19 protein-coding genes are annotated in these 17,128 nt (G+C 63.5%); 7 read left to right on the forward strand and 12 right to left on the reverse strand.

Annotation, left to right across the window (positions count from 1 at the left end; genetic code table 11):
* Window positions 1-82: 82 nt before the first annotated feature.
* Entirely contained in the window at window positions 83-508 is a 426-nt protein-coding gene (locus N0B15_RS13245; protein WP_263020186.1) for a zinc ribbon domain-containing protein, read from the forward strand.
* 8 nt (window positions 509-516) lie between these two features.
* Here the strand turns inward: N0B15_RS13245 and N0B15_RS13250 are convergent, their stop codons facing one another.
* Window positions 517-945 carry a DUF5796 family protein gene (locus N0B15_RS13250; RefSeq protein ID WP_263020187.1) on the reverse strand — a complete coding sequence of 143 codons (429 nt, stop codon included), beginning with the start codon at window positions 943-945 and terminating at the stop codon, window positions 517-519.
* Window positions 946-1,065: 120 nt separating this feature from the next.
* On the opposite strand from N0B15_RS13250, the gene N0B15_RS13255 reads away from it, so the two are divergent.
* Window positions 1,066-1,938 (forward strand): shikimate kinase, encoded by an 873-nt coding sequence (locus N0B15_RS13255; RefSeq protein ID WP_263020188.1) that lies wholly within the window; start codon window positions 1,066-1,068, stop codon window positions 1,936-1,938.
* A gap of 6 nt (window positions 1,939-1,944) precedes the next feature.
* On the forward strand, window positions 1,945-2,253 hold the full coding sequence (locus tag N0B15_RS13260; protein ID WP_263020189.1) for a chorismate mutase: 309 nt from the start codon (window positions 1,945-1,947) through the stop codon (window positions 2,251-2,253).
* A 19-nt stretch (window positions 2,254-2,272) separates the two neighbouring features.
* Here N0B15_RS13260 and N0B15_RS13265 read toward each other — a convergent pair whose 3' ends face one another.
* Entirely contained in the window at window positions 2,273-2,665 is a 393-nt protein-coding gene (locus tag N0B15_RS13265; protein ID WP_263020190.1) for a type II toxin-antitoxin system VapC family toxin, read from the reverse strand.
* Entirely contained in the window at window positions 2,662-2,922 is a 261-nt protein-coding gene (locus N0B15_RS13270; protein ID WP_263020191.1) for an antitoxin VapB family protein, read from the reverse strand. Before N0B15_RS13270 ends, N0B15_RS13265 begins: the two co-directional genes overlap by 4 nt.
* 389 nt (window positions 2,923-3,311) lie before the next feature.
* Between N0B15_RS13270 and N0B15_RS13275 the strand changes: the two genes are divergently transcribed.
* A complete protein-coding gene (locus tag N0B15_RS13275; RefSeq protein ID WP_317618608.1) occupies window positions 3,312-5,942 on the forward strand; it encodes a PAS domain S-box protein in 2,631 nt (876 codons plus the stop codon).
* Window positions 5,943-6,112: 170 nt separating this feature from the next.
* A complete protein-coding gene (locus tag N0B15_RS13280; protein ID WP_263020192.1) occupies window positions 6,113-7,366 on the forward strand; it encodes an eCIS core domain-containing protein in 1,254 nt (417 codons plus the stop codon).
* Between the two features lie 9 nt (window positions 7,367-7,375).
* Here N0B15_RS13280 and N0B15_RS13285 read toward each other — a convergent pair whose 3' ends face one another.
* Window positions 7,376-8,215, reverse strand: coding sequence for an NAD(P)-dependent oxidoreductase (locus N0B15_RS13285; protein WP_263020193.1), 840 nt, complete (start codon window positions 8,213-8,215; stop codon window positions 7,376-7,378).
* 115 nt (window positions 8,216-8,330) lie between these two features.
* Complete coding sequence (locus N0B15_RS13290) at window positions 8,331-9,143, reverse strand: aldo/keto reductase (RefSeq protein ID WP_263020194.1); 813 nt, start codon at window positions 9,141-9,143, stop codon at window positions 8,331-8,333.
* A 101-nt stretch (window positions 9,144-9,244) separates the two neighbouring features.
* Here N0B15_RS13290 and N0B15_RS13295 point away from each other — a divergent pair, with 101 nt between their 5' ends.
* Window positions 9,245-10,336 (forward strand): Gfo/Idh/MocA family protein, encoded by a 1,092-nt coding sequence (locus N0B15_RS13295; RefSeq protein ID WP_263020195.1) that lies wholly within the window; start codon window positions 9,245-9,247, stop codon window positions 10,334-10,336.
* Window positions 10,337-10,823: 487 nt separating this feature from the next.
* Here the strand turns inward: N0B15_RS13295 and N0B15_RS13300 are convergent, their stop codons facing one another.
* The 5 genes from N0B15_RS13300 to N0B15_RS13320 form a co-directional block, all read right to left on the reverse strand.
* Window positions 10,824-11,276, reverse strand: coding sequence for a hypothetical protein (locus N0B15_RS13300; protein ID WP_263020196.1), 453 nt, complete (start codon window positions 11,274-11,276; stop codon window positions 10,824-10,826).
* The gene (locus N0B15_RS13305) at window positions 11,273-11,911 is read right to left on the reverse strand and encodes a hypothetical protein (RefSeq protein WP_263020197.1); all 639 of its coding nucleotides are present in this window, start codon (window positions 11,909-11,911) and stop codon (window positions 11,273-11,275) included. Before N0B15_RS13305 ends, N0B15_RS13300 begins: the two co-directional genes overlap by 4 nt.
* 101 nt (window positions 11,912-12,012) lie before the next feature.
* On the reverse strand, window positions 12,013-12,873 hold the full coding sequence (locus N0B15_RS13310) for a carbohydrate ABC transporter permease (protein ID WP_263020198.1): 861 nt from the start codon (window positions 12,871-12,873) through the stop codon (window positions 12,013-12,015).
* Window positions 12,873-13,853 (reverse strand): carbohydrate ABC transporter permease, encoded by a 981-nt coding sequence (locus N0B15_RS13315; protein WP_263020199.1) that lies wholly within the window; start codon window positions 13,851-13,853, stop codon window positions 12,873-12,875. Before N0B15_RS13315 ends, N0B15_RS13310 begins: the two co-directional genes overlap by 1 nt.
* Before the next feature lie 10 nt (window positions 13,854-13,863).
* Window positions 13,864-14,829, reverse strand: a complete 966-nt coding sequence (locus N0B15_RS13320; protein WP_263020200.1) for an extracellular solute-binding protein — start codon at window positions 14,827-14,829, stop codon at window positions 13,864-13,866.
* Between the two features lie 63 nt (window positions 14,830-14,892).
* Between N0B15_RS13320 and N0B15_RS13325 the strand changes: the two genes are divergently transcribed.
* Window positions 14,893-15,192: a TOBE domain-containing protein gene (locus N0B15_RS13325; RefSeq protein ID WP_263020201.1), complete on the forward strand. Its 300-nt coding sequence runs from the start codon at window positions 14,893-14,895 to the stop codon at window positions 15,190-15,192.
* 69 nt (window positions 15,193-15,261) lie between these two features.
* Here the strand turns inward: N0B15_RS13325 and N0B15_RS13330 are convergent, their stop codons facing one another.
* Window positions 15,262-16,041: an IclR family transcriptional regulator gene (locus N0B15_RS13330; protein WP_263020202.1), complete on the reverse strand. Its 780-nt coding sequence runs from the start codon at window positions 16,039-16,041 to the stop codon at window positions 15,262-15,264.
* Between the two features lie 80 nt (window positions 16,042-16,121).
* Window positions 16,122-16,937, reverse strand: coding sequence for a sugar phosphate isomerase/epimerase family protein (locus N0B15_RS13335; protein ID WP_263020363.1), 816 nt, complete (start codon window positions 16,935-16,937; stop codon window positions 16,122-16,124).
* Between the last annotated feature and the right edge of the window lie 191 nt (window positions 16,938-17,128).

Here is a 17,128-nt window from a genome sequence, read left to right on the forward strand (position 1 = left end):
GCGTACGCCGGCTGACGGCGGGCCGCTCGAGGAGCGGGATTGATATACGACGCGTTCGACTGGTAGAAAAATGAACGCCTCGATGTGGAAAACGTTCGCGTGGCAGCTGCTCGGACTACTGTTCTACCTCGGTGGCATGGTCGTCTTTCTCGTCGTGGTCGTGAACGTCTACATCGCGGAGCCGAACCGATCGCTCGAGAACCTCTCGAGTGCGCACCTGCCGTTTTTCGGCCTGAGCGTCCTGCTAATCGTCTTCGGACGCTACATCGGCCACCGCTTCGGGAGTACGCTCGCGATCAACGGCTACCCCACTAACGGCGAAGGGTCGGAGAGCCACCGTGACCGAGTGCTGAGAGAGTACGGCTACGACCCCTCACTCGAGACTCGCGAGGAGTCGACCGTCGAGTACGAAGACCAAACGGACGCACTGGTCTGTCCGAACTGTGGCGAGCGAAACGAACCGGGATACGACTACTGTGGAAACTGCGCGAGCAAACTGCGCGAGTGACGCGGCGCTCACTCGGTGGCGACGAGTTCGTAGGCGTGTTCGCTCACCTCGTCTTCGGCGAAGACGAAGACGCGGCCGTCGACGACCTCGAGGTCGGCCTCGACGCGTACGGAGTAGCCGGCCGTGGCGACGTGGACCCCGGGGAAGAGTTCCTCCTCGTCGTCCGGTTCGAGGATGACCCGTCCGACGCCGGTCGACTCGAGGATGTCGTCGTGGGTGTTCCGGTCGTTGACGTAGGTCATGACGCCCTCGACGCCGTCGGGGTCGGTGACGAGGACGTGGACCTCCTTGCCGGGCGGCGTTCGGACCGACGCCTCGACCGGCTTCGGAATCCCGTTGTAGAACGTCTCCCGGCCGTCGAGGTAGCGGACGACGACGCCGCCGTCGACCAGTTCGACCGCCAGCGTACTGGGCGCGACGGTGCTTCGAGTGCTCATACGTGGTACCTGCGTCCGCGACCGCAAAAAGCACCCGTTCTCAGCGCGCCGTCGGTGAACCCACCGTCGCAGCGGGACCGAACCGCCAGCCGTAAATACGCCGTCTGAGAGAGTCCCTGCATGGACGGCCGTGCAATCGCCCCCGCCGCGGGAACGGTGCTCAACGCACTCGCAACCGGCAACGGCGCTGCGTTCGCGATCGACCTCGAGACGACGGCGACGGTCGAACTCACCGACGATGCGACTGTCACCGGCGAGATTGCCGGCCAGCCCGACGCCGACGCCTCGCTCATCGAACGGGCCGCCGAACTGACGGTCGACCGCTACGCCGCCGACGCCGGTCTCGAGCGCAGCGGGGTCGGCGCACGCGTCCGCACCGAGAGCGAGGTCCCGATGGCCTCGGGACTGAAGAGTTCGAGTGCGGCCGCGAACGCGACGGTCCTCGCGACGCTCGACGCTCTCGAGATCATCGACGCAGTCGACCGGATCGACGCCTGCCGGCTCGGCGTCGAGGCCGCCCGCGACGTGGGGGTGACCGTCACCGGCGCGTTCGACGACGCCAGCGCGAGTATGCTCGGCGGGGTGACCGTCACCGACAACGCGAACGATGCGCTGCTCGCACACGAGCGCGCGGAGTGGCACGCGCTGGTCTACACCCCGCCCGAACAGGCGTTCAGCGCCGACGCCGACGTGAGCGCGTGCGAACGGCTCACCTCGATGGCCGACCTCGTCTGCGAACTCGCCCTCGAGGGGCGCTACGGCGAGGCGATGACGGTCAACGGCTTCGCCTTCTGCAGCGCCCTCGGCTTCCCGACCGATCCGATGCTCGACGTGCTCCCGACGGTCGAGGGCGTCTCCCTCTCGGGCACCGGCTCGAGTTACGTCGCCATCGGTGACCGGGCGACGCTCGCGGACGTTCGCGAGCGGTGGGAGGGGCGGCCAGGGTCGACACGGCTGCTGGAGACGCGAAACGACGGCACACAGACACAGTGATTTGGTATGACTCGAGAGAATTTCGACGACGGAACTTCGGCGGCTGAATCGGACCTGAACGCGCTACGCGAAGAGATCGAAGAGATCGACCGCGACCTCGTGGAACTCATCGCACGGCGGACCTACGTGGCGGATACGATCGCCCAGGTGAAAGAAGAGGAGGGGTTGCCGACGACCGACGAGCAACAGGAAGAGCGAGTGATGGACCGGGCGGGGACGAACGCCGCGAAGTTCGACGTGGATTCGAACCTCGTGAAAGCGATCTTTCGGCTGCTGATCGAGCTGAACAAGGTTCACCAGCGCGAGAACCGGTAGCAACCCACACTAGGTGGTACTAATACGTCCGAATTTCGAGACCATCGATGCGCTCGAAATGTTTGGTGTTTCTCGTAACGATCGGTTCGTCGTTTAACAGGCCGGTTGCGGCAATAATACAGTCCTCTCGCTCGATTCGTTTGCCGTCGTTAATGAGTTCACCGGACAGTTTACCCGCCCTTCGCATCACGGCCCTGTCCGCACTCACAACGTGTTTTGTATCTAGTATCTCGAGGATGCGTTTTCGTTTCGATTCTGGCATCTGTGACCGTGCAACACCCTCGTAGAGTTCGAGGACCGTAACGGCAGACACTTTCTGTGGTCGTGACTCTTTCTCGATAATGTCGAGAAGCCGTTCTGCGTTTTCGTCGCCACGTAATAGGTCAATGATGAACGACGTGTCCTGAATCATTTCCGCGTTTCGGTGCCAACGGCTTCGTCTAACTCCGTTGCGAATCGGTCGCTTCGTTCTCCGGAGTAGGTTCGGCCCTCTTCGATAGCAGCTTCGAGATCTCTCGCCTCGTCTTCAGAGAGAATTCCCACAATTTCGTTCCACGACCGCTCTCCTGCGAGGCGCTTGACGGTTTCACTGAAACTCTCCCCTTCCTTTTTCCGGGCTTTCAGCCGTTCGTAGGCTTCCTCGTCGAGTGAAATCGTTTTGGTCGCCATCGTAATACACAGTACTACATGTACGCTTAAATATACTGGTGGTGCTGCCGTTTTACCCGGCGAGGGGAGTAGTAGTAAGATGATAGATCCGGCATTTGCGTACACGCTGAGTAGACGGAATCTGTAACAGTAGCCTGAAACCTGAAACGAGGTTTCACAACGACGTGACAGTGAGAGATCGAAGGTCTCCGACGAACTCGAGACCATCTCGAGTGCTAGAGCCGCATTCGACCGATCATCGAAATAAACTCGCCAAATAAATTATAAGAACCTCCACGGAGGTTAACTTCGTTCAGCACGCATGCAGCACAATGAGCGAATGGAGGGGAGTTTCTAACGTACCGTTCGAGGGCGGCGAGAACGATATGCCGGCGCCCCAACGGTAGCAGATGCTCGTGAATAACGTCGGTGATGGGATCTACCAGCTCGACGCAAGGGGCCGGTTCGTCGCCGTCAACGACGTCATTGTCGAAATGACGGGCTACTCCCGAGACGACCTTCTCGGCGAGCACGTTTCGGTCGTCGTCGAAGCCGCTGACGTAAAACCCTTCGAACGAGAGATCCGTGCACGACTCGAGACTGGTGACGACCCTCACACCACGTTCGACCTGGCGATCGAGACGGCCGATGGTGACCGCATCCCCTGCGAGCTCCGGTTCACCGTCCTCGTGAACGATGGGGAGTTCGCGGGGACTGCTGGCGTTGCTCGACTGAGTCGTGAGTACGACCGCTCGAGCGACCACCTCCCATCGATCTGGGAGACCTACGAGTCGATCTCCTCTGTCATCGATGAAGCAGATGTCGGCGTGTTCGTTCTCGATGATGCGTTCGAGGTCGTGTGGATCGACGAAACCACCGAAGAGTACTTCGGCATCGATCGGAGCGACGTCGTCGGTCGGGACAAGCGGACACTCATTCAGGAGACGATCCGTAACCGGTTGTCCGATCCCGACTCGTTCACAGAGACGGTCTTCGCGACCTACGACGACAATTCCTACGTCGAACAGTTCGAGTGTCAGATCACACCCGGTCCCGGCCGTGAGGGACGCTGGCTCGAGCACCGGAGCACACCGATCGAGTCCGGGCGGTACGCCGGTGGGCGCGTCGAACTGTATTACGATATCACCGACCGGAAAGAAGCAGAGCGTGCGAGAGAAGAGAGCGAGCGGCGGTTCCAGACGCTAGTCGGTGCCGTCGAAGAGTATGCGATCTTTATGCTCGATTCGGAGGGACACGTCGTGAGCTGGAACGACGGGGCCGAACGGATCAAAGGCTACGATGCAGCCGACATCCTCGGAGAGCACGTTTCGATCTTCTACACCGACGAGGATCGCGCTGATGGGGTTCCGGACCGGAATCTCACAACTGCGCGAGAGGAAGGTTCTCACGAGGAAGAGGGCTGGCGCGTCCGCGCAGACGGGTCGCAGTTCTGGGCAGATGTGACAGTGACGGCCATCTACGATGGGGACGAGCTACAGGGCTACGCGAAGGTCTCTCGTGACTTAACCGAACGCAGAGAACGCGAGCAGCGATCGAGACACGAACACGCCCTCACCGAGCAAATTCTGGAGACGAGTCCCATCGGTATCGCCGTCGTGAACCGAGACGGGTCGACCGCCCGGGCAAACGAACGGATGGCGCAACTGCTCGATCTACCGACGGACGGCTCGTCCACCATCGCACAACGGGAGACGTACGGCGCGAACGGCGATATGCTCCCGCTCGAGGAGCGACCCGTCTCTCGCGTGTTCGAAACAGGAGCGCCCGTAGTCGATCAGAAAATATACATCGAACGACAGGGCGGACAACGGCGGTGGCTCTCGATAAACGCCCGGCCCATCACCGACGACCAGGGTGAAACCGAACAGGTCGTCGAGACCGCGGCTGACGTAACCGGTTTGAAAGCGCTCGCAGAACGGCGCAAACGTGACCTCGAAGAACGCGAGAAGGAGCTTGCCGCCGTTCAACTCGCGATAAATATGTTCGAAACCGACGATGAACCGGTCGAGCAACTCGCTCAGGAATTCGTCTCCGTGCTCCCGCAATTCTTTCAGTATCCCGAGCAAACTGCGGCTCGCATCTCGATTGGCGAAACCGAACAGGCCACCGAGGAATACGACGTTCGCCACCGTCGAATTACCGCTCGGACGACTACTGTCAGAGGGACCCCGATAACGATCGAGGCCGCCTTTCAGGACCCCGCAGACGGTCTGGAAGAGGGTGCGAAAGCTTTTCTCGACGAAGAACAGGAGCTAATCGACACGGTCGTAACACTGTTGAAGCTCCACTTCGACCGGCGCGAGTACATCGACGATCTACAGGCGTCGAACGAGCGCCTCGAACAGTTCGCCTACGCCGCCAGCCACGACCTGCAGGAACCGCTCAGGATGGTCTCCAGTTATTTACAGCTCATCGAAGGTCGGTACATCCACGAACTCGACGAAGACGCCGAAGAATTCCTGACGTACGCGATCGACGGCGCCGAGCGCATGCGCGAGATGATCGATGGACTGCTCAAGTACTCCCGCGTAGAAAGCCGAGGCGACCCGTTCGAACGGGTCGATCTCGACGCAGTGCTGGAGGATGTCCTCGATGATCTTCGTCTCTCGATCGAGGGACGAGACACAGAAATTATTCGTGAACCACTGCCAACCGTGGAGGGAGACAGGAGCCAGCTCCGTCAGGTGTTCCAGAACGTACTCGACAATGCGATCGAGTACAGCGGTGATGATCCCCCGCGCATAACAGTCAGTGCCGAGCGCGCGGGAGAGGAGTGGGTGATTTCCGTCAGCGACGAGGGAATCGGCATCGACCCTGCCGACGCCGACCGTGTCTTCGACGTATTTCAACGACTCCACACCCACGACGAATACGCCGGAACCGGCATCGGTCTCGCGCTCTGTCGGCGCATCGTCGAACGCCACGGCGGCGAGATCTGGGTCGAGTCTGAATCGAGCGGGGGTGCAACGTTTTCGTTCACTCTCTCAGCCGTACGTGAGGACGACACACGATCTTCGTGACTGTTCCGGCGGTCCCGACGAAGCCGAACGGGTCAACTGGTTTCGTCAGCGAGGCGTTTGCGCGGCGGTACTCACACTCGAGTGCCCGAGAGGAACAGTAATTACGTGTGCAGTCGAACGTCCTGACGAAAAGCCATGTTCTCGAGGACAGCATCGGAGGAACCCGGGCGATGAGTCGCTTCGCTCGCGAGCACCGGCGCGACGTGAACCGCCACCGGGACGGGGAATTGGCCGACCGGGATCGGCGAGTATCACACAGAACCCGCTCGAGCGGGGCGACGGTGGCGAACGACTCTCGAGAGCAACAGGTCGCGGTGCTGGTCGGGCGACTCGGCGAGCGTACCGTCTACGAACTGGCCGAACGCGGCGAACTGCCGCCGGGATACAACACCCCACTCGGCGAGGAAATCAGCGTCGCTCGCTACCGAAGCGAGGGTGGCGTCGACGTCGAGAGCGCCAGACGCTCGCTGGTCGCCCAGCGCCAGCGCACCCCGGCAGGCGAGAGCACGGCGCCCGACGTGGTCCGCGAGGTGCTGTCCCAGCCAGGCCAGGGTCTCGAGGGCGAGGTCCGCGAAACGATGGAGTCACGGCTCGGGTACCCGTTCGACGACGTGCGCATCCACACGGGCCCGAGGGCCGCAGCGGCCGCGAGCGCGCTCGAGGCGCGGGCGTTCACGGTGGGCAACCACGTGGTGTTCAACCGCGGTGAGTACGACCCCGACAGCCGCGAAGGCACCTACCTGCTCGCCCACGAGTTGACCCACGTCCGCCAGCAGACCGGCGGGCGGATCGACACGTTCTCCGCGGACGAGGAGATTCCGGTCGCCCGAATCCCCATCGACGTCGAGCAGTACCTCCAATCCGGGGGCGACACCGACGCGTTCCTCCAGTCCGAGAACGAACCGGACGACGACGACCCGCTCGTGTACCACGAGAAGGTCGACGAGGCGTTCACCGAGCGGGTGCGAGAGATCGCTGCCGAACTCGGTGCCGACCCGAACCACCTGATGGCGATCATGGCGTTCGAGACCGGCTACTCGTTCGATCCGGCCCAGGAGAACATGGCCGGGTCGGGGGCGACCGGTCTCATCCAGTTCATGCCACGGACCGCCGAGGGACTGGGGACGAGTACCGACGAACTCGCCGAGATGACCGCACTCGAGCAACTCGAGTACGTCCGTGCGTACTTCCAGCCCTACGCAGGGAACCTCGACACGGTGGACGACTTCTACATGGCGGTGCTCTGGCCGGCGGCGGTCGGCGAGAGCGACGACTACGTCCTGTTCGAGGAGGGGACGATCCAGTACGAACAGAACGCGGGTCTCGACCACGACGGTGACGGCGTGATCACCAAAGCCGACGCCGCGAGAAGCGTCCGTGAGGCGCTCGCCGCGGGCCAGCGAGCGCTCGAGATCAGCGAGTGACCGACGAGATCACTCCCAGTAGGTGATGATCGCCTCGGCGCTTCCCTCCCCCTCGTCGACGGTCCGGACGGTCTCTTCGTAGGCGTCGTAGACGACACTCGAGAGCGGAAGCGTCGCCCCGGTCTCGCGGGCGACGGCGATCGCGTAGCCGACGTCTTTGTGCCAGATGGCGAGCGTGCCGAGACCCTCGAGTCGCTGACTGAAGTCGCGCTCGTAGTACTCTTCCTGAACGTCCATCTCGAAGAAGTCGCGGAGGAGACGGGCGTCGACGTCGGCGGCTTCGAGGAAGGTGACGAGTTCGGCGTCGAGGGCGCGCTGGCCGGCGTAGCGAAGCTGTAAGGCGAGTTTGAGGACGGTCGCGTCGCCGGGGTCGCCGACGAGGACGTGGTCGTTGGAGACGGTCTCGATGACCGCGCGGGCGGTCTCGTAGGCCCCCTCGCGAGCGCCGACCATCATCTGGGTGCCGGGTTTCGGTGCGGCCCCGGTCAGCGGCGCGTCGACGAAGTGGGCACCCCGGTCTGCACAGTACTCCGCACAGGCGACGGCCGTCTCGGGGAGCGTCGTCGAGGCGTCGACGACGACCTGACCGGTCTCGAGCGCCGACAGAATCCCCCGCTCGCCGGTCATCGTCGCTTCGACCTCGGGTGAGCCGGGAAGTGCGAGGAGCAGGACGTCGACGCGGGTGGTGAGGTCCGCCGGATCGCTCGCCGCGCGAGCGCCGCGGTCGGTGGCAGCGGCGACCTGCTCGTCGGCGATGTCGTATACCCAGGGGTCGTAGCCGGTCTCGAGGAGGTCCTCGAGAAAGCGGGTGCCGATCACGCCGACGCCGAGGATGCCAACGGTCGTCATGGTATAGGGCGGTGGCCGGACCACAATAAGCGTTGAGGCGGCGGCGAGCGACGGCGCGAGACGGTGAGTGGTCGAGCGCGACCGAGGCGCACGGTCTCGAGCGCTCACCCCAGAGTCAGTCCTTCCAGGAGGCGTAGTCGCGGTCGATCACGCGGTAGCGCCGTTCGATAGCGTCGAGTAACTCGAGGTCCTCGTCGTCGAGGGCGACGTCCGTGGCGGCGAGGTTCTCGCGCATGTGCGCGTCGCTCGAGGCTCTGGGAATGGCGGCGACGTTCGGTTTCGAGCACAGCCAGGCGAGCGAGACCTGCGCGGGTGAGGCGTCGTGTTTCCGTGCGACGGCGCGAACTTCGGGCACGTCGAACACCTCGCCGCGAGCGAGCGGGCAGTAGGCGACGAGCCAGTGGTCGTCCTCGAGCGCAGCGGCGCGGAGGTGCTCCTGTGGGAGCAGCGGGTGACACTCCACCTGGTTGGCGACGATGGGGGCGTCGAGGAACTCACGGGCGGTCTCGAGGTCGTCGAGTTCGAAGTTCGAGACGCCGACGTGTCTGATCAGGCCGTCGTCGCGCAGGTCGTCGAAGACACCGAGGGTGAGTTCGGGGTCGTAGACGCCCGTCGGCCAGTGGACGTAGAGCAGGTCGACGTAGTCGGTGCGCAGGCGCTCGAGCGACGCCTCGACTGAGTCGACGAGGTCGGTCCGCGTCGGACCCGGCACGTCGACGTGGACGGTCTTGGTCGCGAGAAACACCTCCTCACGGGGGACCGACGAGCGCTCGAGACCCTCGCCGACGTACGCCTCGTTGCCGTAGACCTGGGCGGTGTCGAGGTGACGGTAGCCACGTTCGAGGGCGCGTTCGACCCGATCGGCCCACCGGTGGCGGTCGCCGCGGGAGGCGGTGCCGAGACCGATCCGTGGCAGTTCGGGAAGCATACTCGAGTGGACGGGGTGGAGCGTGCTAAGGCTGGCGGGAAGTGGGGTTCGCGGGTTTCGGTTCGAAACCTATTTGCGCGTCCGTCGGCGTGGTAGCTGGTATGTCTCAGCGACTCATACAGGTCGGCACCGGCGGCCAGGGTGAGCAGTGGTGTCGGCGCTTTCTCCCGCCGAACGTCGAGGACGGTCTGATCGAGGTCGTCGCTGCAGTCGACGTCGACGAACGCGCACACGTCCACGCGATCGAGGGCCTCGGACTCAGCGAAGACGAGTGTTACACCGACGTCCGCGAGGCGTTCGCCGAACACGACGCCGACTGCTGTACGGTGGTCGTCCCCCCGGCGTACCACGAGGAGATCGTCGACGCGGCACTCGAGTACGGTCTCGACATCCTCTCGGAGAAACCAATCGCGGACACGCTCGAGGCGTCAGTGCGGATCGCGACGAAGGTCGAACACGCGGGGGCGAAGATGGGTGTGACGATGAGCCACCGGTTCGATCGGGACAAGACGACGCTCAGACGGGCGCTTCGCTCGGGTGTGTACGGCCCGCTCGACTACCTCGTCTGTCGGTTCACCTGCAACTGCCGGAGCTACGGAAGCTGGGGAGCGTTTCGCCACGACATCGAGGACACCCTCATGGTCGAGGGGGCAGTCCACCACCTCGACATCTTAGCGGACCTGGCAGATGCACGCTGTGAGACGCTCTACGCCCAGACGTGGCTCCCCGAGTGGGGTGAGTACGCCGGCGACGCTCAGGCGCTCGTCCAGCTCACCTTCGAGAACGGAACCCGCGCGACCTACGAGGGCGCGAAGACGAACGCTGCGGGACTCAACGGCTGGGGCCAGGAGTACGTCCGGGCGGAGTGTCGGGACGCGACGCTCGTCCTGGACGAGCGCGAACTCGAGTGCTACGCCTACGACCCCGAGATGGAGGCAACGTTCGGCGAGAGCGTGCAGGGGACGAGCGAGGACCTCCCGCTCGCAGACCAGGAGAAGTGGGCGAACACCTGGCTCGTCGAGGCGTTCGTCGCGTGGCTCGAGGGCGGCGAGCCGATGGCGACCAACGTCACGGACAACCTCCAGTCGATGGCGCTGATCACCGCAGCGATCGAGAGCTCGCGGACGGGCCAGCCGGTGGCCGTCCAGGAACTGCTCGAGGAGACGGTCGACCGGGTCTCACTCGAGCAGTGAGCGGGTGAGACGACACCCTCGAGAGCAGCGTCGGATGTGCAGACGGCCAGCGGTGACAGGGAGTCGATACGAGCGCGTACCCGGAGTCCGCACACAGCATGCAGGCAGTGCGTTGCGATGAGATCCCGTCACGTTTCGAGTGTTATCAGTACAGCAGATATCTGTAGTTTTAGTCATATGTGGGGAGATGAAGATTGGTGGGAAGTCTACAGCCCTTTATCGGTCTCTCGAGGGCCTCCCTGCCGCAGTTACGTGGTCACCGATATTGGTGTGTAGATTGTACTGTTGTCTATGCAGTTGCTTTGCCGATAATTACGCAAGAGAAACGAGTCACCACCTGCTCGAGCGAGCGTCGGACACAGATCGGATAGCGACCGGGCGAACTGTTCAGCTACGAGAGAGGAGCGGCGGGCGGAGAGTCGTCGGCTAGTCGCTCGTTGCGCGAGTATCGAGACGACCCCCGGGGAGTCGCCGATACGTCTGTCGGTCACAGCGAGGTGACGAGCCAGGGGAGAAACGCCGGTGCGAGGTAGACGAACCACTGGAAGAGCCAGGCCAGCCCCAGCCAGAACAGCCCCCACGGAGCCGACCAGATGGTCGGTTGGACCGGCCACTCCGTGCCCTCGTGGGACATCTCCTTGGGATAGACGAAGTCGAAGACGAAGTGAAAGAGCATGCCGATCGTGAGAAAGTGAAGTGCGACGACCGCGGCCGGCAACGCCGAGTCGACACCCGACTGGACCAGCAGTTCGTAGAGAATCGCCGGCACCAGAAACGTGTGAAAGAGCCAGGAACGGTGGAGTCGCTCGTCGAGCGCGTCGACGGTGGGCAGGAGGACGCCGGCGACCATCGCCAGGAGGTACGCCGGGTGGAAGCCGAGGATGACGGCGAGCAGTGCCGGAGGGACGAGCGAGACGAGGTGTGTTCTGACGCCCGTCATGCTGGCATCCGGTACCGACTCAGCACCTGTGTGGGGTTCTCTCCGCGCAACTCGGTGTGGCTGGTGATCTCGAGCAACATCGCACCGCCGGGGAGGAGAAAGAGTAGGAAGACCGGGAAGGCGAACGAGACCACGCCACAGAGGGCAACGATGGTGAGGTGTACGACCGCCACGTGTGGATGGGCGCGCCACGACCGCAGGGTCGCCCGCGTGGCCGCCAGCAGTCCGTCGCCCGCGTCGGCCTCGAGGTGGGCGACGCGACTCACGAACACCGTGACGAGGAGACACAGGTAGAGACCGGCGAGACCCGCGAGGAGGAACTCGGGGACCTGCCCGGCGATTCCGAGCAGCGTGTACGCGACGGTGTTTCCGACCGTGACGACGAGGATGGCAGTGATCGGCAGGCCACGGACGACGCTCGAGCGAACGCCGCCGGCGAACGCTCGGAGTCGGGCGCGTTCCCCCGACGGGGCCGTGCCGTCGTAGATCGAACGCATCGACGCCGCGAGCGAGAGGACGGCGGCCCCGCTGGTGAAAATCGGGAGCACCGCGAGCCAGAAGGCACCACTCAGCAGGATGATCGAGACGATTTCGCGGTAGCCGACCTTGACGGTCGCGGTGAGTGGTCGTTTCAAGCCCGGTGGTCGAGTCCTCCCCATGCTATGCTGTGCGATGGCCGGAACGATCAAAGCGTTTTCGGCGTGAGAGAGGCGTACGCTCGAGTCGAGAGGTGGGACTACCCTTTGAATCCGCTGAGGGTCATCCCACGGATGAAGTACTTCTGTGCCGAGAGGAACGCGATGACGGGCGGAATCACGATGAGTGTCGCCGCAGCCATGACGAGACCCCAGTTGTCGACGTACTGCCCACGGACCGTGTAGAGCGCCACGGGGAGCGTGAACATGTCCTGAGAGGTCGCGATGATCAGCGGCCACTCGAAGTTGTTCCAGGTGAACATGAACGTGAAGATGACGAGCGTCGCCACCGCCGGTTTCGCGAGTGGCAGGTAGATGTGGTAGAAGACGCGGAACTTGTTGCAGCCATCTAGCCGGGCGGCCTCGCCGAGGGCCTCCGGAAGGCCGAGGAAGTGCTGGCGGAGCAAGAAGATGCCGAACGGACTGGCGATGAACGGCACGATCAGGCCCCGGTAGGTGTTGATCCAGCCGAGTTCCGAGAGGATGATGTACACCGGAATCATGGTCACCATCCCCGGGATCATCATCGTCGCGATGAGCAACAGGAAGAGCCGATCACGTCCGACGAAGTCGAGTCTCGCGAAGGCGTAGCCAGCCAGACTGTCGAACGTGACGTTGAAGATGGTGACCGCCCCGGCGAAGACGAAGGCGTTGAAGAACCATCGGCCAACGGGAACCTGATCGAAGAGGGCCGAAAAGCTGGCGAACGTGACGGTCTCGGGAACGATCGCGACGATACCGGCACCGGGGTCGGCCGACAGCGCCGTCGTGAGCGTCCACCAGAACGGACCGATCGTCCAGAGTGCACCGATGGTGATGGCGACGTAGAGCGTGATCGTCTTCAGCCAGTACCACGCGCCCGACCGTTCGTATCCCGGATAGTCGTAGTTGGATTTCGGCATCAGTAGGTCACCTCACCCTGGCCGCGAATGCGATACTGGTAGTAGCTGAAGGCGAAGACGAACACGAACAGGATGAAGGCCATCGCACTCGCGTAGCCGAGGTTCCCGTTCTGGAACGCCTCCTGGTAGATTCGGACGACGATCACGGTCGTCGAGTAGTACGGCCCGCCCTCGGCGAAGGCCTGGGCGATGCCGAACACCTGGAAGGAGTTGATGATCGCGAGCACGATGACGAAGAAGTACGTGTTCTGTAAGTTCGGCCACGTCACGTGTCGGAACTGTTGCCACTGGCTCGTGCCGTCGATCCGGGCGGCCTCGTACAGCTCCTCCGGAATGTTCTGTAACCCGGCGAGGAAGATGATCATGTTGAACCCGATGCCGCCCCAGACGGCGATCATGATCACGGCGAAGAGCGCAGTGGCCGGATCGCCCGCCCAGGCGTGGTCGAGTCCGACCGGCGCGAGCAGGGAGTTTACGATCCCATCGACCGAGAGGATCCACCGCCAGATGACGGCGCTGACGGCACCCGAGAGCATCACCGGCATGAAGAACGTGGTGCGGTAGAATTTTCGAAAGCGGATCCGCTTATCGAGCACCAGCGCGACTGTGAGACCGCCGAAGATACCAAGCGGTACCGTCCCGATCACGAACGTGAGCGTGTTGATGACGGCGTACCACCACAGGTTCTCGGTTGGCCGGTCGAGCACCGCCCAGTCGTTCGCCCAGGGGAGCGGATAGAGCAGGTCGCGGTAGTTCTCCAGGCCGATCCACGTCGCCTCACCGGCGATGATGCTCCACTCGGTGAACGACAGGTAAAACGCGTAGATGACCGGGCCGAACAGGAACGCCGAGAAGACGACCAGATTCGGCAGGATGAACAGGAAGCCAGCCAGGTTGTCTGGATGCTTCTCGGCCGAAAACGGCGTCGCTGGGAGTGCGCCACCGATGCGGTCTTTGTACTCGTGGAAACCTCTGCTCATTTACTCGTGATCAGCCATCGAGGACGTTGTCGTTCACCCGCTGTTGTGCCGTCTCGAGCGCCTCTCGAGCGTCGACTTCGCCGTGGATGACGCCCTCGATCTGTGGATACAGTTCGTTGAAGATCTCCTGGGAGTGTGGTCCCCACTGCCAGTCGATGAGGCGGTCGTCGTTTGCGTCCAGGAACGGCTGGAAGCGCTCGTCCTCGTCGTAGAGGTCGAGCTGGTCGGTGTGGTACTGCCGGATCGGCTGGGCGACGCCGGCCTCGAGGTACGGGAGGAGTCCGTCACCGAGCATGTACTGGACGAGGTCGACCGAGAGGTCGACGTGGTCGGAGTTCGCCGACACCGCGTAGCCCGCACCGAAGACCAAATTCCCGTACTCCCCGTCGTCGGGCCGTGGGGGCCGGGCGACGCCGACCTGCTCGTAGAAGTCGGGGTACTGGTCTTTGGTCGTGCCGGGTACCCAGCCGCCGCCGGTGACCATCGCGGCCTGTTCCTGGTTGAGGATCGACCACTTGGTCTCGGCGCCGACCTCCTCGAGCGTCCCGACGAGTTCCGCCTCGCGGAGTTCCTGGAAGAACTCCAGTGCCTCGACGTTCTCCTCGGAAGCGGCGATACACTCCGTCCGATCCTCGTTCATGATGTCGCCGCCGTTGGCAGCGACCCACGGGTACCAGATCCACGCGGCCGTGGTTCCGGATCCTTCCTCGACCAGCGGGTAATCGACGTCCGTCTCGGCCTGGATACCCTCCAGGTCGTCTCTGAACTCCGACCAGGTCTCCGGGAAGGTGTCGTATCCCGCCTCGGCCAGCAACGCCTCGTTGTAGGTGACCCCGATCGTCGCGTAGGCGTAAGAGATCATGCCGAGTTCGTCGCGGACGCGATACCGATCGATGACGTTCCAGTAGAAGTCGTCGAGGAAGTCGTCGTCGAGTTCCGCCTCGAGGTCACCGTCACGGGGTCGACGCTCGTTCACGACTCGTTCGAACTCCCGCTGTCGGCGACGCCGGACACCCCCGACGATCACGCGGGCGAGGACGTGACGCTCGGAATCCGACCCGAAGACATCACGCTGGTAGCCGGAGACGACCCCGCGGCGATCACCGCGGAGGTGTCCGTGGTGGAGCCGCTCGGGGATTCCTCACTCGTCTACTTCGACCTGGGGTCGACGACCTGTACCGCGAGCATGTCGGGCGAGCTCTCGATCCAGTCGGGCGATCGACTACACGTGACGTTCCCGGAGGAGCGGATCCACCTCTTCGACCGCGAGAGCGGCGTGGCGATCAAACACCGCGAGTACACGCCGACAGCCCCCTCGAACCAGTCGATCAACGTCTGAGTACCCCACTTCTGGTGGCGACCCGGCCCGCGACGAGTCGGGGTCGAGACCGCCGTTCCCGACGACCGATCACTGATAGGAGAGGTTGATCCCGAGGATGTGCGCCGTATCGCTGACCTGTTTCTCGATCGAGTGCCGGTACGCCTCGTCGTCGTTGAGCCTGCTGTAAGGCCCACAGAGGCTGACCGCCCCCTGGACGGTGAGCGCACCCGTCTCGTCGGTCCGGATGATCGGTGCAGCCACGGAGGCGACGCCTCTGACGCGCTCCTGTATCTCGAGTACGCACTGACCGCGTTCACGCCCCTCGAACGACGCGAGCAACTCGTCGGGGTCGGTGATCGTGAACTTCGTCCGGGCGGCCATCCCCCGTTGCTCGAGCAGGTGCCGCGCCCGTTGACGGTCCATCTCCGCGAGCATCACCTTCCCGGCGGCCGTACAGTGCATCGGAAACGACGACCCGACGTTGAGGTCAGTTTTGATCGCCTGCTGGCCGTTGCGCTGGTAGAGGATCCACCCTCGTCCGTTCTCCTCGACGGTGAGGTTGACCTGCTCACCCGTCTCCTCGGCGAGCGACTCGATTTCGGCTTTCGACTTCCGGAAGATGTCTTTCGCCTCGCGAACGCTCGTCCCGATCTGGAAGAACCGAAGGCCGAGACGGTACGTACCCTCGTCCGCGGAGACGACCTCTCGCTCTTCGAGCGTCTTGAGGTGGTTGAACGCCGTACTCTTGTTCATCTCCAGCGCCTCGGCGATCTCCGAGAGACCGGCGCGTTCCCGACGTTGCAAGAACTCGACGATCGAATACGACCGCTCGACCGCCCGAATCGGGTAGTTTTCCTGGCGTGCCATAGCCAGCTATACCGAGGCCAGGAATATAGGGCTTGTTCTGCTCTACAAAATCCACGCCCGCCAGGACGAGCGTGGCCGGCTCACTCCGCACCGAGTGCCCGTAGGTACTCCCGACTCGCCGCCAGATTGTCGTCACCGGCGATCTCGAGCGTCGTGTACTCGACGCGCCCCTCGAGTGCGTCGTAGACGCCGTCGATGTCGACGACCCCCTCACCGAGCGGGATCGGACTCATTCCACAGCCGTAGATCTCACCACGCTGGTCCGCCCAGTCCTCCGGAATGTCCTTCCAGTGGACGTGCTTGATTCGGTCGTCGAAGGTCCGGGCGAACTCCGCCGGATCGGCGCCGCCGAGCCAGGCGTTGCCGGTGTCGAGGCTGATCCCCACCGTGTCGGGGTACTCGAGTCGCTCGAGCAACGCCTCCATCCCGTCGATCGGGTCGGTCACCGCGCCGTGGGTTTCGATGAGCAACTCGACGTCGAGCGCGTCGGCCAGGCGGACCGGCTCGTAGAGCTTCTCTGCGGTGGTGAAGAGCTGTTCCTCCCGGGAGAGCGCTTCACCCCACTCCGTCGTCGGGTCGCCTTCGGTCGTGATCACGTGGTCGACACCCATACCGTCGGCGAGGCGGATCGCCTTCATGATCTCGTCGGTGCCGTACCGGCTGGGTGCCGCCGGGTCGAGCAGGTTCGCGTGGGCACAGACGCTCGTCACGGTCAGCCCGTGACGCTCGAACTGCTCGCTGACGGCTGCAGGGTTGTCGTCGAGGCTGACCGTCGCCGAGAAGCCGAACTCCCGGCCCAGTAGCCCGCCGGGGTGGTTGTCCGTCACGTCGGCGTAGTCGAACCCCATCTCGGCGACGCGTTCGAGCTGGTGATCGAGCGGTTCAAACGGATCGATGAGCGCAAAGCACCTATCTTCATCAGTCGTGTAACCTCCACGTCGGCGTACTCACCACTGCGTGAAATACTTTTGCGTGGTACACCGTGACACTGTGTTCGAAAAACGGGGGTGCCGTCACGGAGGGCGACGAGCAGCGGGTATCCCCCAGCACCGCAGTAGCGTCCGTCGTCTCGTGTGCGACCCGTCGA

It is taken from the genome of Natronobiforma cellulositropha, assembly GCF_025629245.1.
GTDB lineage: Archaea > Halobacteriota > Halobacteria > Halobacteriales > Natrialbaceae > Natronobiforma > Natronobiforma cellulositropha.